Below are 16,629 nucleotides of genomic sequence, written 5' to 3'. Positions count from 1 at the left end.
AGCATGGCGGACGAGGCGGAAGAAGAGGTTGTCTTCTCAACATCTGCTGGACCCGTTCGCGTCATTACCGCTGCGTCCTTGTTTGACGGCCATGACGCCGCCATCAACGTCATGCGTCGTCTCATTCAATCCTCCGGAGCAGAAGTCATCCATTTGGGCCACGACCAATCCGCAAAGGCCGTCGTGGATTGCGCCATTCAAGAAGACGCTCACGCCGTGGCACTCACATCCTATCAGGGCGGTCACGTCGAGTACTTCACCTACATTCGGGAACTGCTCGATGAGGCCGGTTGTGAGCACGTCCGCATCTTTGGTGGAGGAGGTGGAACCATCACGCCTCCTGAAATTCGTACGCTCCACCAGTCGGGTATTTCCAAGATTTACTCGCCTGATGATGGCCGCACCATGGGACTCATGGGCATGATTCACGACCTCATGGCGCAAGCAAGTGAAGTGGATTTGATTTCCGAAGAACGCCTTGCAACGCTGAATGGACCCGTTACCCCAGAAGACATGGCCAAGGTTGGCCTTCTTCTCACGCTCTCTGAATCGGCTGATGAGAAGACCTTCAAAGCAGCAGTTGAGGCATGCCGGTCTTCAGACAAAGACGTCCCCGTCATTGGATTTACTGGAACCGGAGGAGCAGGAAAATCAAGTCTTTTGGACGAGTTAATGTTGCGCATCCAGCGTGACAATCCCGGCAAGAAAGTCTGTCTGCTGTGCGTTGACCCAACGCGAAAGCGAACCGGTGGAGCACTGCTTGGTGACAGAATCCGTATGAATTCACTTTCCAACAACGACCTCTACATGCGCAGTCTTGCCAGCCGTGGAAGCGGCTCAGAGATCAGTGCGAATCTTGACCGAGCGATTGAGGTCGCCAAGGCGGTTGGCTTTGACCTCATCTTCTGTGAGACCAGCGGAATTGGTCAGGGCAGCGACGCCATCACAACGGTGGCCGACCGTTCGCTCTACGTGATGACGGCAGAGTTTGGAGCTCACACTCAACTTGAGAAGATTGAGATGCTCGATGTCGCTGATGTCGTCGTTCTCAACAAGTACGAGAAACGCGGCAGTGAAGATGCACTGCGAGCCATTCGTAAGCAAGTACGCCGCAACCGAAACCTGTTTGAAATCGCAGATGAGGAACTTCCTGTTGTCGCTACCATTGCCAGTCAGTTTGCAGACGGTGGCGTGGACCGATTATGGCAGAAGGTCGCCGCTTTGGTCGGTTTTGAAGCCAGCCAACCGATGGACGAGATGGGGCAGCGTAAGGGCGTCATTCCTGCTGAGCGGATCCACTACCTCTCTGAAATTGCCGCAACCGTTCGTGATTATCACGGAGCCAACGAAGACATTGCCCAGCAACTGCGGCTCTGTCAACACTTGGAAACGGCGGCTAAGCACGCTCAAGAGCGAGGTGCAAAGAATGTGGCTGACGACCTCCATGCCCAAATCGACGAGATGTTGGAGAGCGTCAATGAGGCTCGCGAAGGATTGGCTGCATTCCGTGACTTGGCCGCAGAATACGCCACTGGAGAATACACCTACCACGTTCGGGGCAAGGCGTTCAAGGTCCAAACCACCACCGAATCTTTGGCTCACTCCGCCATACCACGTGTTGCCCTACCGACCTTTGCTGACGACGGCGAACTCCACAGTTTCATCACCAAAGAGAATGCTCCGGGACATTTCCCCTACACCGCAGGCGTGTTTCCTTTCAAGCGAACCGATGAATTGTCGGCTCGAATGTTTGCAGGTGAAGGAGAACCTGAGCGCACCAATCGTCGTTTCCATCTCTTGAGCCAAGGCCAAGATTACGTCCGTTTGTCAACTGCCTTTGATTCGGTCACGCTGTATGGGCGGGACCCTGCACGGCGCCCTGATATTTGGGGTAAGGTTGGGAACTCTGGCGTGAGCATTGCAACGACCGATGACGCTAAGCGATTGTATTCTGGATTTGATTTGTGCAACGCCAATACCTCGGTGAGCATGACCATTAACGGACCTGCTCCCATCATTCTCGCTTTCTTCCTCAACGCTGCTATTGACCAACAAATTGAGGCGTATTTGACCCAGCAAGGCAAGCCGGTGAAGTTGCTGGAGTCTGCTTATCGTGGCGATTTACCCGAAGGGCACAACAGCTTCGGACTTGCTACGGTTGGACGACGAGGCGACGAGTTGGTGGACGCCAAGACCTACGAGGAGATCAAGGCACGAACCTTGCAAACCGTTCGTGGAACCGTCCAGGCCGACATTCTCAAGGAAGACCAAGCGCAGAATACCTGCATCTTTTCAACGCCCTTTGCCCTCAAACTCATGGGCGACGTTCAGCAGTACTACATCGACCACGGCGTGCGAAACCACTACTCCGTCTCCATTTCAGGCTACCACATTGCAGAGGCTGGCGCCAACCCCATTACTCAACTTGCGCTTACACTGGCCAACGGATTCACCTACGTGGAATACTACCGAAGCCGAGGCATGGACATCAACAAGTTTGCACCGAACCTCTCGTTCTTCTTCTCCAACGGACTTGACCCTGAATACACGGTCATTGGACGAGTCGCACGCCGCATTTGGGCGATTACCATGCGAGACATGTACGGAGCAGACGAGCGAAGTCAGAAACTGAAGTACCACATTCAAACCAGTGGACGCAGCCTTCACGCCCAAGAAATTGACTTCAACGATATACGAACCACCCTCCAAGCGCTCCTCGCCATCCAAGACAACGCCAATTCACTGCACACCAATGCCTACGATGAAGCCATTACCACGCCGACTGAAGAGAGCGTGCGACGCGCCCTAGCGATTCAGCTCATCGTCAACAAAGAAAGCGGCTGGACGAAGACCGAGAATCCACTTCAGGGCTCGTTCATCGTGGACGAATTGACCGATATGGTTGAGGAAGCAGTGCTTCAAGAATTCGAAGCCATCTCTCGCCGTGGTGGCGTTCTTGGTGCGATGGAGACCATGTACCAGCGCGGTAAGATTCAGGACGAATCAATGTACTACGAGCACCTCAAGCACGACGGCACGCTGCCGATTGTTGGCGTGAATACCTTCCAGAACCCGAACGCTCAGGTGTTTGACGAATCAGCAGCAGACGACTTTGAGATGGAACTTGCCCGGGCGACTCCAGAAGAGAAGGAAGCCTGCTTGGAGCGTGTGACCGACCGTCAGACCGCCGATAGCGATGCTACGCAGGCTGCACTGATGCAACTGCAAGAGGTTGCACGACAAAGTGGAAACGTGTTTGAAGAATTGATGGAGACGGTGAAGGTCGCCAGTCTCGGTCAGATTACCGATGCGCTGTTCAACGTTGGTGGGCAGTATCGGCGCAACATGTGAGTATGCGAAAGCATTATCAAGAACAACCTTGAGGAAAGAACCATGCCACTCTCATTTGGTAATGATGTTCAAGTGTTACAAGCACAGGTTCGTGGAAAAACAAGCAATCGAGACGAAATTGAACCTTTTGAGTTAAATTATCTGCCGACGGAGATTGAAGTTGAAATGGAATACATTGCAGGAACCATGATCGAGAGAACTCATACAAATGCTCGAAGTGAAATTTCGGTTACTGTAAGTGGCAGAGAGTTCCTAGGTCCTGACTTTGAGACTTTGCCCTACGGAGCAAATCCTCGGTTTCCAATTTTGTGTAACACCTTTGATCGTATTTTCAACACAATTACAACTCAGCCAGATGATTTTGTTGTAGAAAATACAGGAGTAGACATCTTTTGTTCTAGTTACGAAATCCTAGCCGATGACAACAAAATCAGAATCAATTTCCAAGGAGAGAAATTAGGTATTGTCAATGGTGGGCTCACCACATCAGTGCTCGCCTATGTTGCAGGAATTCAACAGAATATAGACCAAATCCGAGTCTCCTGCAGAATTTGGTGCTTAGACGATTACGAAGAGGAGGATTATGTTGAGGCGGCTGACGCAAGAAATACTCACCGTGAACTAAATTTGGCAGACAGACTCAATCAACTAGGTGCTTTTGAACACATAAAAACATCTCTGAATGAGGATTGGCGAGGGAGATGGGCGTTTAATGTAGGAGACACAGATGCTGACGATGACGCCGAAGATGCCTTGGATATTTGCTGGCTCTTGTATGGTTTCACTTTATCACAAAACGAGGGCCATCCTACTAAAAACAATCCATGTCCAGGTGGAGTCAACGATAGTATCATCAAAGCAGGACGGCTCACAGATAAAAATCGTGGAATCAATGTCATGAAAAAGACGGTGGGATTGTAATGCCTTACGAGCCAATTGAAGACGAACTTTATGAAAATGCTTTGTTCGTAAACGAACTTTTGAAGGCAAGAGATTACATTGGCCAAGCATTTCATGTTATGGACAATACTGCTCAATGGGGGGTTCCAGTTATGTTCTCAGGGCATGAGATTAACACTGGAACGAGGAAAGGATTGCACACTTATTGGACGGACCATGTCAGTCAAAAAGGATCGGAACCTGCACAATACTCTGGAATTCAGAACATACCGGTAAAAAAAGTACAGAAATCCATCCGTAACTGTCTACTGTTTGCAATGAGGATGAACCTCCATAGCAGACGAGTAAAGGACGATGCAGGTCTCCTGAAAGGATATTTTGGCAATGACGGTGCTTTCGTTAATGACCTACAAAACCAAGATTCAAAATTCCTCAGGGAGATTGGTTGGATAATTGATCCAATTGAGTTTGTTGCATTGAATTTTGGGCCTTGGCTAAATGATATCAAGAACAATGTTACAATGGGTCAGAATTCGAATTGGGGAGCAGTTACCCGTGGTTCCGAAGGCAGATTATTCGAAATCATTAATTCAACGGCGTTTAACACAATGGCCCTACGGCCCGAGATTAATGATATTGATGATTACGACCCTCAACGTGGTGCTCAAAAGCCACTAGTAAATGCAATACGATTCTTAGAGGTGTAATTCTGTTTTGCTGGGTTTGTGGAGCAGACAGTGTGGTAGAACAGGCTCACGTCAAGGGGCGAGCCGCGTTCAGTGAAAACCAACAAGATAGAATTTTCAATATCGTAAATCCCTGCCCGACATGCCACGCATATTTTGATCTCTACGGAGCATTCACCATTCACCATGAGTGGAGATGTTGGGTATTCTCAGACATGCAAACTTTTCGAGACAGCAGTAATAAATCCGTCCCAAACCCTTTCCTCGGAATAAAATATGCGTACTGCAAACGTTCAGTTCAAAGATATATGGACTCGCTCGAGGATGAATACATTCGTACTAAACAGGTTGAATTTAATGTAAGGAGAAACATCGGCAAATTGAAGTTCTTTGAGGAGCTCAAGGACGAACTTCGATCACTTGACCTTTGGGATGAACAAAAGAACAAACCTCGCCATGCCACGCTAACCAGGACGCTGGAGTTTAATCTAAGCAATCCGATGAACTAAATACCTTCTAGATTTTAGTAAAAGGATAGACGTATACTCACTTGGGTCTTTAAATTCAAACTGCCACAAGTGGTACATCCCTTCGTTAAACTCAAACAAGAGAACGGTTGTATCCTTCTTTGTATGATGCCACCACTGTCTGTAGGGATAGTATAGTTGACGAATGATGATGTCTTTCACTTTGGTGTTTTTTGCTTCTATGAGGACAACGGTATCTTCTCCCTCATAACCTGCGTCAACTTCTGTTTGTACACCTTTAGCCACTAAAGCCTGTGAACCGACAGAGAATGAAAATTCGGGACAGTACTTGCGCCCCCGAATGGTCAAAAACATCGGGTTGACGCCGCAGAAGTCTTGGATTATGCCTAAGGCATACGCTTTGTCAACATGTTGCATTTCAGAATCCCCCACTTTCGAAGAGCGTAATTCAAAGGCCAGATTTGAACGAAATTGGACGGGTGGTGATGTGATTGGCGGGATATCGATGTATCCATCACAAGATTCCGTCCTTTTAACGATGACATAATGTCCGTTTTTTACAGGCAAGAGAAACAGTCCTCGGTCAACAAAGACTTGGGGGCGGTCCTTTCGTTGGGCCTGGTAACAAATGATACGAGGCTCCTTTTCGGCGGTTTCGGAGAATTTGGAACAAATTCGTTTGATTTGCTTCGCAGAAATTCTGTACGGTTCTTTATTGAAATCATGTGAATGGATGTCAAGGACATCAAAAATTTCGTTCCAAGCAGTGTTCTTGGATGAAGCCATGCAGTCTGCTTGGCGTCATGTGTTATAATTTTGAACCAGAATTTCAGTGATTTTGCCTCGCCCAGTCCCTTTGCTGTTGATGGCTCGGTTCGCTTCAACTCTATCAATGCGGAAACCGTCGTACAGGTCGTCAAAGAACTGGTCCTCTTCGTCTGCATTTTTGGGGTCTGAATTAGAGAGCATGAAAAGAACGCCGTTCTTGTCAAGTTGGCGACAAAGTGCAGCCAATTGTTCTTGATTTTCATCGTTGAACCCACTTTTAGAATAGGCCGTGAAACTTGAACTGGTGGTGAGCGGGCGATACGGTGGGTCAAAGTAAACGAAGGTCTTCTTGCCCAAGAAATGCAAGACGTGGCTGTACTGAGCATGGTGAAACTGGACGTTTTGAATGCTCTTTGAAACATTGAGCAGATTTTCCTCGTCCAGGATTGAAGGATTCTTGTAAGAGCCGATGGGGACGTTGAAATGACCTTTTGAATTCACACGAAAGAGGCCGTTGAAACAGGTTCGATTGAGGAAAATGGTTTGTGCCGTTCGCTTTACCTGATCGCTTTTCTTGAGGGAAAATACATCACCGACTGAGGCATTCCAATCGCTTCGAACAGCATAGAAGAAAGCTTTGCGCTCTTCCTGTTCCTCATAGCCAGGATAGAGGTCACGCAACGTCCTGAGTTCAGCGATGACCTTTTTCACATCGGATTGAAGCATCTTGTAGCACAAAATGAGTTCAGCGTTGATGTCCAGAGCAATGACTCGTTCGAAGTTGTGGCGATGAAGAAGATGGAACATGACGGCCCCTCCGCCAATGAAGGGCTCGACATAGGTATCATAGTCATCCAGATTTTCAGGAAGGCGTTCTTGAATCTCGGAAAGGAGTTGCCGCTTTCCCCCTGCCCATTTTAGAAACGGACGGGGAGCCGGTGTTTCGGTGGGCATAGGACGAAATCATTGGCGACAGCATTTAGAGATTCATGTTAGGGTTCGACAGAAAGTAAATCTAAAATCAGGCCACCTGCCGTTTGATGCTCCGCTATCATCTCCAGTCCGGCCTCAGCATATTCGCTGATTAGGCCACCCAAAGAGATGTCTCTGGCCCTACATTCGTCTGCGATAAGAACTTCGTAATCTTTAGCGACAAATCCACGAGGAGAAACAGTTTGCGAGGAAGCCCCGATTTTCTTTGTTTTACCATGGAGATGCCCTAAGGAGAAAGCAAACCTGAACCCTTCAACAATAGAATCAAAGGGAGTGTCAACAGAAGATGAATCTGAATTAACCAGATTTGAGATGAAACCATGCATCTCGCTTGATAGTTGTAAACTTCCCGTCTTCAATTCTTCTGTCATAGCGGCACCTCCAAAATCAATGTCTCATCGGACGTGATGTCCCATGTGTTTCCACAATCTTTGCATGTATTAACTTTGGAAGCAACGTCGTAATCCACATCCTCACCCTTGCACTCAACCATGTAGCACGTCTTGTGATCTCCTGGTAAAGAAAGAGTGAACGCCTTGGCCAACTGATCATTGAACCGTTCAACCGTCGGCCCGACTTCGTATTCTCCGCTATGGGCGAATATCAAGAATTGCTGGCCTTCGGTCTTCCAAAAATACTCAAGCATGTTCTGTTTATGTTGTTCATCAAGGGAGCGCCCCGGAGTGTCAAGGAACACTGGTATGTTCATTCCCGAGACATGTCGAAGGGCATCGATCACGCTCATGGTCATGATGACAGTGGCGCCGCTGGAAGGATTCGGGGAAACGCCTCCTTTGCTGTTCAAAATCTCTGTCTTGAAGCTTTTGTCAACTCGAATATTTGTGTAGACTTCTGGTGCGTTGTTGAGGCGCTTAAAAACAGATGAGGCTCTTGTTTGTACTTTTTTCCTCGCCTCTTCTCTGTAGGAGGCGATGGTGTCTTTGACGGTCACTTGGAGTGCACCGATGAGGTTGTCAAGTTCGTGTTCCCCTTGATTCTCAACAGATTTACCAGCAAGCCGCTCAAGTCTCCGTAATTCGGTTTCTGCAAGAGACACCTCTGTTCTGGCTACTTTCAACTCGGCTCGGCGGTTCGCGACAACCGTTTGTTGGCGCCCACGACGTTCACTTAATTCAGCGAATTCACCCTGGGCCTCCTCATCTACCTTTTCATCGAGATTCTTTATTTTCTCTGCGAGGTTTTGGATTTCATCTGCCATGTTTTTCCATCGGTTGTTGGCTTTGGTAATTCTGTCCATTGACTTCGATTCTGGCTTCAACTCTCCTAAGTCGCCAACGATTTTATTCAGCGTATCCAATGGAAGGATTTCTTTTTCCTTCATTGATTGAAGCTTGATATTGAGTTCGCTCAATTCGGATTCTTTCCGCCTTTTGAACTTTTCAAGGTCTGGAAGTGGTTGACCGCATTCACCACAAATGCCTGTCATTTCTTTGATATCTTTTTCTGCATCTCTGATTTTCGATTCCAAATCTTCGATGTCTCGATCGTGAAGTAGTGAGGACTGCTGCTGTGATCTGTATTGTTCATAGGCCGGTTTGGTACGTTTCCACAACAAGATTTTCCAGGCAGTTTTAGCCTCGTCTTGTTTGTCCTTGGCAAAGTTTGAGAGTGTTTCCTTGTTCAGTTCCAACTGCACTTCCAATCTCTTTTTCTCTTCAATTAGTGGCTGAATTTCTTTGTGTTCACTCAGGGCCAGTTCCGTCTGCTCCAGTTTTTCAAGCACCGTTTCCAACAATGCTTCTTTCTTATTTCGTTCCTTAACGGCTTTCTCAAGTTTTAATTTCTGATTGTTGGCGGCATCTCGAGCCTTTGTCTGTGCTTTGGCAGCTTTTTGTTTGACCCCTATCTTTGACTTCACGCCTTCACGGATTCTTGACAGATCATCATCGCCACGGGTCAGGGCAGGAATTCCCAGAACAGCGTTGACCTCGTCTTTGAGGCCCTTGAGTGAACTTGATTGCATCATCTCGGTGTATTCTTCAAGCGCTTCACCGTCAATGAAGAAAAACCGTTCAAGTTCTCTCGGGAAAAATTGCTGAATCGCCTCTTCCCCTTCTCTTCCCGAGAGCAGATCATTTGAGCCGATTTTAACAGAGATGGCGGTCTTTATCTCAGAATCCTTTCGAGCAAAAATGGTGGTTGACTTCGCTGTGCGTCTGATAACAACGTCACCTTGGGAGGTTGTTGCCAAAATCATCACTTCCATTTCTTGGTCGTCATTTTGGTATGCATGGTTGTTCATGAGGCTTTTACCTTCACCAACCATCGGTAGCATGCCACCACCGTAAACTTCGCCGTTGACCGTCCGCGCACGAGCGGAGACTTCTCCAAACAGACACCATCGCATTGCATTGTAGATCGATGTTTTTCCTCGATTGTTATCTGCAAAAAAGGCAAACCCATTCCCTGGTCGAGCGGTGCGGAGATCAATTTCCTTCCGACCTCTGAAAGGACCAATGTTGTAGAGGACTAGGTATTGAAGTTCCATTCAATCACCCGTTTCTGCCCTGATAAGTTTCAACAATTGCGCTCGGACGTGATCCCGGTCGCCTGCCATGACGTATTGATTCTTGAACAAGAATACATACATTTCTCGGAGGAAGTTCTCTTCCAGACCTTGCTTTTTACCATGTTTGAGAAACTCGGTCAAAAGGAGAGTATCCTGTTCCATGGTCTAATATAACCATGACATTTGATAATCATTCCGTACTGCTGACATGAACCTACTCAATCATCAATTTGTAATGACGACCAGTCCAAGAGTTTAGCCAAGATATGTTTCGCCATGAGGGGCGGAACCGCATTCCCAATCAAGGCGTGGAGGTCTGTTCGCTTCTCAATGACCTTGAAATTGTAAAAATCAGGAAAGGTCTGGACCCTTGCGGCCTCATGTGGGGTGAGCACTCTGCCACCTTCAGGGTGGGTAAACCTGCCCCTTCCGTTGCAACCGAATCCAGTCGTGAGTGTAGGTGCTGGATCGTCCCATTTCATTCGACCATAGACCGCAGGATAGGTATGGTCACCCTGTTGACAAAGAGGTCTATGCTTGTTTGGAAGATTGTATTCGTCCTTTCCAATGAACCAATCCATTCGCTTTTGGTTGACGTCACCGGCGTTCGGTGTTTGATAGAAAATGGAATCTTCACTGTCTTTGGTATTCAAATCACCAATAGCCCACCTAAGATCTCGTGGTTGTTTGTGAGTAGGGGCAGCAATGGCAGTGAATGAAAAATCGGGATGCGAGCCTTTGATGGCGACCGTGAAGTGGCGGACTCGCGTTTGTGGAATCCCGATTTGCTCGCCTCTGACGACGCCGTTGTCAACGCTGTAGCCCATATCGGCTAGGTATTTTTTCGCACGAGGGACAACACGCTGTTTGTTGTTGGCGACACCACGTACGTTCTCAATAAGCACGACTGAAGGCCGAAACAATTCAACAAAACGAATCATCCGCATGTACAACTCATTTCTCGGGTCATCGCCTCGAGTGTGGTTGTTAAGATTGGAATTTCCCTGGCAAGGGGGACCGCCTACGACAATGTCAATCCGCTTGAGGCGTTTTTTCAATTTTACTTCGTTTGGAGTCTCTTCACCACCGAGCTCACCGTCAACATATTCTTCAATCGGTTTGTCAAGGAAGTGTCGAGCCTTGAAGTTGGCTTGGAACGATTTTTTTGCGGCTGGAAACAAATCACATCCCATCACCACCTTGAGTTTGAAGCCAGATGCCCGTGCAGCTTCGTGAAGGCCAAGTGTAATTCCCCCACATCCTGAAAAAATATCGCACGAGCGTAAGATTTGACCATTTCTCGGATGGATTGAAAACCCCCTATTTTGGGCATTGAGCCATCGTTTGTCAATTCTATCAGTCGGAACGGCAACGAGGCCATAGTCAAGCGCTAGCTTAGGCATGACACCCCACCCTCTCGGCGCTTGATAGACTTTACAGGATGAATATTAGATTGAAGGTAAGTTCTTATGAGGTCACCTCTTCTTCAGAAGCATGGCAAGGTCAGTACCCAGTATCATCTTTGACAGGTCTGGACTCGAACTTGATGATATCGTCTTGGAGATTGTTGACAATTCTTTGGACTGCAACAGCAAACATGTCTACATCAAATTCTTTGAATGCACATCTTCTTCCCCGAAATCCGATGTAGGATTCGCTGTGTTTGATGATGGTGAGGGTTTCGGAACCACCACGAAACTCTTCAATTCTTTTGAAATTCAAGAAAAGGCCGGAGAAAAGGAACGAAAGAACGATGACATTGGTAAATACCACGTAGGTATGAAGATTGCACCGTTGTCAAAATACAATTTCTTGTTCGTATTTACTCAAATTGATGATGAACTATACTTCTCTGTTGCGAAAAACCCAGAAGAATGTGGCATTGATTACGACATGGACCAGGATCCATTGCTCAATCCAACCATGCCGAAACTCTATTCCAAATCAGACACCACAATACCCGCAGAAGTGCATGAAATTCTTGATGATTTCAATGAAGGTGAGTGGAGTACGTGTGTGGTCGCATGTCATCGGCACGATACCTTATCCATGGCGGGCAACGAACCTGTCTCGTGCTTCATTCACACACATGCAGGTACAAATCACTTTGAGAAGGTTCTCGGAATGGTGTATCAAAAATACTTGGAAAGGGTTGAACCAGCTCAAATCTCTGTTTACAACCACGTTGAAAATGACTACACGAATGTGGCTCCGATTGATCCGTTCTGGAAGGCATTCACACCAACCGAATTTGAGAAACAGAAGAAAATTCTTGAGAAAAACAAATCAGATAGTAAAGATGTTGCTGAAATCGCCATTCTTACTGAGAGGATTAAATTCTGTGAAGCCATGTCTAGATTCGGCACATTTGAAGGATATGAGTTCAGCAGTTCCAGCCTTGCTGGATTAAAAATCCGACCTTATGTGGTTCCCTCATCCAAACCTATTCGGAGCATCATTCGGAAGGAACTCCCTGATTTGAAATGGAAGAAGGATGATAAGACATCCCCAATGGATAGAGCGCCCCCCAATGGCCCTTCAAAACGGTTACAAAGCGACAGTGTTGCTGGATTTTTCTTCTACAGGGATGATCGACTCATCAACTACGGCCAATTCTACGATCTCAATGTCTCGGCCAATGAAGCCAATTCAATTCGAATCGAGGTGCAGTACCCCAGTTCACTCGACGATCAAATCAAAGTCTCTGCCAACAAAGACCGTATCAAAAAGTTCGGAGACGCTTGGGATGAGATCCTACGTGGACTTGACCAAAAAGCTGGAGGCGGAATGTACGCTCCTCCGTTCCAAAACGAGATTTCATTCTTCGTGGACACTGACGAAGGCTGGAAGAAACCAACTGGAACCAAGAAGGCTCAGAACAAAACCGCTCACTTTCCTAATGTTTTGGTCAGAGACGGAAAGGCTGGCGTCAAATACAGCGAGTGCCCGTTGTGTGATTACGCTCACGCGCCCGGGGAAATCTGCCCTGAGTACGAGTGTCCAACATGCAAACAGAAAAACTCAGGGTGCACTAGCAAAAAATGCACCTTTAAGTGTCTAACTTGTTCAAAAGCAGGAGAATGTACGCCGACAACCTGCAACAACCAATGCAAACACTGTGAAGGCACTCATAAATCGCATCTTTGTCCGAAGGCTCCGAAACCAAAAACTCCGAAAACCATTTGCGATGGTGGTTGTGGTCAGGAAAAGAGTTCATGCAAATGTCAGCAGGGGGAAAACAAAGCCACCCTCTCGGGTCCGAAAGTCATTTTGAGAATGTATACCGATAACAAGCAACAGAACATTGATGATCTTAAAGGAGCATTAAATCGCCTAGGAATCCAACCTGATGAACTGAAGTAAGGACGATAGAGGGACCATTCATGGAAGACGATGACAAGGTTCGGGAGGCCATAGAAGCTGCCTACATCGCCGTACAGTTTGATACGTATTCTGAATTCTTTGAGTATGCCAAAAAGAACGGTTGGAGCGATGAAGAAATCGAAACCCAAAGAAACGCCTTTCCTGGAGCATCGGGAAAAAACAGCGAAACGATGAGTGATTCGGGCCAAGACACTGTCTCTTCAACGCAAAAGACCGGTCTGTTCGAAGATTATCTCGCCCATTTGAGAGATCTAGGATGGGCTGATTCCACAATAAAAAGCATTCAAGAGAACGTGGAAGAAACATATGGACGTTTGGCATACAAAAACGACGTCATACTCTCACAAGAACGGCCAGGTTATGGCCTTGTTGTAGGAAGGATTCAGAGTGGAAAAACAGCTCACATGCTTGGTCTTTCATTTCGTGCCCTCGATACAACCCTTGCTCATCAAGGGAAGGCTTACGATACGGTCATCGTCCTTTCAGGCCTTCTGGAGGATTTGAGAAAGCAAACACACCAACGCCTCATCAATACCAAAGTTAGAGGCGTCAAATTCCTGCCGGACGGGAGCGATTTCTCGTCATCCAATGAATCTGCTAAATCTGAATTGTTGGAAAGTCTAGAAGACGAGTTGCCCACCATGTTGGTCATCAAAAAGAATCACAAAGTACTTGAGGCTCTTATTGAATATTTTGAGGACGATGAAATACGAACCTATGCTGAAGACAGAAAGGTGCTCATCATCGATGATGAATGTGATCATGCAAGCGTTGACTCAACTCATTCGGAAGTAGATAACTCGGTTAGCAACACAAACATTACCGCCACCAACCAAGCGGTTCGGAAACTTATCCAGGTGCTTTCCTACACGAACCCAGTGTTGTGGTATGTCGGGTATACAGCGACACCTTATTCCAATCTCCTCATGGACCCAGATCCTTACGACAGTGCGAAAAACGCATTGGGTCTGAGCCTCTTTCCACGAGACGTCATCCACTGCTTACCCAAACCAGATGGGCATTACGACAATGACTTCTTTTTCGGAAAGGAAAAGCATCAACCACAAATTGTCAAATTCCAAACTCCTGAAGAAGATGGTGCTGCAGAGCGGAAACATCTCAGGGACCTTATCCACATGCACGTTCTGACAAAACTCCTCAGAGAAAGCCACCTTGAGGCAAAAAATAAGGAAAAAGGGAAGTCAACGGCGGAAAATAACAGAATTTGGAAACACTCGACAATGATCCACACAGAGGTTGAGACACAAGCCCATTACAGGATGGCAAACCTTGTTTCTACGATTCTAGAAGAAGAGATTGCAAAACATGAAGTTCAACTTGTTGCTTCTCTTGAGAACATATGTAAGCGGCATTACAGCGATCTGTTTGAAAAAGCAGAAAAGAAAATCGAAAGTATTACTGCTTCAAAATTCATTGACCTGAAACGGTATTTTACCGAAATCACCGTGGTTAAACTCAATGCAGAATCTGACGATCCCGAGGACGAGTATGAGTACCCCCAAGAACTGAATTATTCAGATGGAAAGGTATGTTCACATATCGTGGTTGGGGGGCAGAAACTTGCTCGAGGGCTGACCATCGAGGATCTGGTTCTTGTATGGTTTGATCGCACACCTGCAACTCCAAATTACGACACGCTCCTGCAAATGGCTCGATGGTGTGGCTATCGCGGTTCATTTTTGGAACTGATGAAACTGTTCATGAGCGAGGAGTCAATTTTGCATTTTTCCCTGATCGCCAAAGTGGAACGTCGTTTACGTAGGGATTTGCTGTTGTTTGACAAAACAACGAACCCACTTGAAGAGGTCCAATGGATACGAGAATACAAAGGGATGCGGATCAGTGCAAGGGCTTCACCGAATGCATACGAAAACTCGAACCCATCAGACGCGAGTTTTATTGATCCAGAGAATCATATCGCCCACCTTCATTCAACCGGAGACTCTATTGAAGAGAAAAATATTCAATTCAATATCTTTGAAGCCTTCGAAAACATGTACATTCAACATGAAGACGAAACGGTTCGATCTTCTGTCAATCCTGATTTCTTTATATGGGAGGCAGATTATTCAGAACTCAGAGAATTTATTGTGAATTATAAAAACGGCTATACCTACGCCAACTCCACCAGAAAATATCTGCGAAACCTGCTCATTGAATTTGAATCAAACACTGAAATTTCGTCAACGTGGAGTGTAGCTCTGTTTAGCCCCAAATCTGGGAACACCTACGAAGACTTCGTAATGTCGGAACTCGGAATGAAAACTCCGAAAGAAATCCTTCTCAACCATCCGATCAACGCCGATAAAGTGGACTTTGAACCTGGCCTCACCACGAGGGAAAAGCCCTTGCTCGTGATATACTTAGAAAATTCAGCACAAGAAATACATGGGATCCCAATCTACTTGGACAATGGGTATCCTACCGTCATGATGTCATTTTACCTACCCGAAGAGGGGTTGAGCCCCTCATTTGTTGAGTTCTGCCGACCAAGCGCCTCAACCATACAACGAGGAGATGAAGAAGAATGAGTAAAAAACTGACCAAAGATCTAATTGACAAAATAGGTGAATCCGTGAACGGACAGATTCAGAAATTAAAGCAAGGAGACATACCAATTCAAGTTGTGTTGTTCAAGACCCCCGATTTTTTGATTCAAACGACAGATAAACTGCATATCATCACCATCAAGAATTATGGAGAGTTGAAAGACATTGAAACCCCAGATTGGCTGAAAATAACTTCTGGGGCCGACACCATTATCACCGCTCCACACGATAGAACAACAGAAATTGCATATCTCCTTCGGAAATCATATGAGGATCATACGAGCGATACAAGTCAACCTTTTACGAACTCAATTCACAGCAAGTTGAAAATCATTACAAAGTGGTGGAGAGGAGAAGGTGAACCCCTGACCGAGATTGTTCAAAAAGGACTTCTGGGGGAACTTTACGCCATGAATGAGCTCGTTTCCATTAAATCAGAAGAAGCCATCTCAAGTTGGGACCACACATCCCGGGCAGCGGTTGATTTTGAACATGCTGAATGGAGCTTGGAATCAAAATCAAAAGCAAAAGGAGCCGATTCTGTTCGTATTTCGAGTAAAAAACAGCTCATGCATCAAGGTAAACCACTCTTGCTCAGTGTGTTGGATGTTTCAAAAAATAAGAAAGGCAAAAGCTTACCACAATTGGTAGAGAAACTCATGACAGATATTGAAGCCAAAGGTATTGCAAAAAGTGACATTGAATCTCTTCGTAAGAAGATAGATGACGAATATTGCGTTTTCAAATACGAAGGTTCGTTTGTTTCAAAATGGAAGGTTGGGGAACTCAAATTCTACGTTGTTGAGGAAACTTCTGAACCAGCTCAGTTCTCAAAGAACATGCCTGATTCAATTGATGTTCCTCGAGGTTATGATCTAGGTCTAACTGCGGTTAATTCAATATCTTTGGAAAAAGGGCTTTCCACTTAGGTCGGGTTTGTTGGAAATTAAACAACCACG

12 protein-coding genes are annotated in these 16,629 nt (G+C 46.4%); 6 read left to right on the top strand and 6 right to left on the bottom strand.

Translation table 11 applies throughout. The features are described 5' to 3' along the window. The first annotated feature begins 3 nt into the window (after positions 1 to 3). Genes AAA857_RS05440 through AAA857_RS05430 form a run of 3 tightly spaced genes read left to right on the top strand, consistent with a single transcriptional unit; the run spans position 4 to position 4,958 of the window. Complete coding sequence (locus tag AAA857_RS05440; protein ID WP_338173914.1) at positions 4 to 3,351, top strand: methylmalonyl-CoA mutase family protein; 3,348 nt, start codon at positions 4 to 6, stop codon at positions 3,349 to 3,351. 42 nt (positions 3,352 to 3,393) lie between these two features. After that, positions 3,394 to 4,272, top strand: a complete 879-nt coding sequence (locus tag AAA857_RS05435; protein WP_338173912.1) for an AIPR family protein — start codon at positions 3,394 to 3,396, stop codon at positions 4,270 to 4,272. Continuing rightward, positions 4,272 to 4,958, top strand: a complete 687-nt coding sequence (locus AAA857_RS05430) for a hypothetical protein (protein WP_338173910.1) — start codon at positions 4,272 to 4,274, stop codon at positions 4,956 to 4,958. Before AAA857_RS05435 ends, AAA857_RS05430 begins: the two co-directional genes overlap by 1 nt. A gap of 467 nt (positions 4,959 to 5,425) precedes the next feature. Here AAA857_RS05430 and AAA857_RS05425 read toward each other — a convergent pair whose 3' ends face one another. The 6 genes from AAA857_RS05425 to AAA857_RS05400 are packed head-to-tail and all read right to left on the bottom strand — an operon-like array spanning position 5,426 to position 11,119. Continuing rightward, complete coding sequence (locus AAA857_RS05425; protein WP_338173908.1) at positions 5,426 to 6,211, bottom strand: hypothetical protein; 786 nt, start codon at positions 6,209 to 6,211, stop codon at positions 5,426 to 5,428. A 15-nt stretch (positions 6,212 to 6,226) separates the two neighbouring features. Continuing rightward, on the bottom strand, positions 6,227 to 7,147 hold the full coding sequence (locus AAA857_RS05420; protein WP_338173906.1) for a DNA adenine methylase: 921 nt from the start codon (positions 7,145 to 7,147) through the stop codon (positions 6,227 to 6,229). 38 nt (positions 7,148 to 7,185) lie between these two features. Continuing rightward, positions 7,186 to 7,557: a hypothetical protein gene (locus tag AAA857_RS05415; RefSeq protein WP_338173904.1), complete on the bottom strand. Its 372-nt coding sequence runs from the start codon at positions 7,555 to 7,557 to the stop codon at positions 7,186 to 7,188. Beyond that, positions 7,554 to 9,695: a hypothetical protein gene (locus tag AAA857_RS05410; RefSeq protein ID WP_338173901.1), complete on the bottom strand. Its 2,142-nt coding sequence runs from the start codon at positions 9,693 to 9,695 to the stop codon at positions 7,554 to 7,556. Before AAA857_RS05410 ends, AAA857_RS05415 begins: the two co-directional genes overlap by 4 nt. Next, positions 9,696 to 9,878 carry a hypothetical protein gene (locus AAA857_RS05405; RefSeq protein WP_338173899.1) on the bottom strand — a complete coding sequence of 61 codons (183 nt, stop codon included), beginning with the start codon at positions 9,876 to 9,878 and terminating at the stop codon, positions 9,696 to 9,698. 56 nt (positions 9,879 to 9,934) lie between these two features. Beyond that, on the bottom strand, positions 9,935 to 11,119 hold the full coding sequence (locus AAA857_RS05400) for a DNA cytosine methyltransferase (protein ID WP_338173897.1): 1,185 nt from the start codon (positions 11,117 to 11,119) through the stop codon (positions 9,935 to 9,937). A 91-nt stretch (positions 11,120 to 11,210) separates the two neighbouring features. On the opposite strand from AAA857_RS05400, the gene AAA857_RS05395 reads away from it, so the two are divergent. From AAA857_RS05395 to AAA857_RS05385, 3 genes are read left to right on the top strand one after another with little or no spacing between them, the layout of a single operon-like run. Then, entirely contained in the window at positions 11,211 to 13,079 is a 1,869-nt protein-coding gene (locus AAA857_RS05395) for an ATP-binding protein (protein WP_338173895.1), read from the top strand. Between the two features lie 20 nt (positions 13,080 to 13,099). Further along, on the top strand, positions 13,100 to 15,652 hold the full coding sequence (locus tag AAA857_RS05390) for a Z1 domain-containing protein (protein ID WP_338173893.1): 2,553 nt from the start codon (positions 13,100 to 13,102) through the stop codon (positions 15,650 to 15,652). After that, the gene (locus tag AAA857_RS05385; protein WP_338173891.1) at positions 15,649 to 16,599 is read left to right on the top strand and encodes a PD-(D/E)XK motif protein; all 951 of its coding nucleotides are present in this window, start codon (positions 15,649 to 15,651) and stop codon (positions 16,597 to 16,599) included. The genes AAA857_RS05390 and AAA857_RS05385 overlap by 4 nt, the downstream gene beginning before the upstream one ends. The last annotated feature ends 30 nt before the right edge of the window (positions 16,600 to 16,629 follow it).

Source organism: Candidatus Poseidonia alphae, from assembly GCF_943787815.1.
Classification (GTDB): domain Archaea; phylum Thermoplasmatota; class Poseidoniia; order Poseidoniales; family Poseidoniaceae; genus Poseidonia; species Poseidonia alphae.
This window is presented reverse-complemented; position numbering and strand designations above follow the sequence as displayed.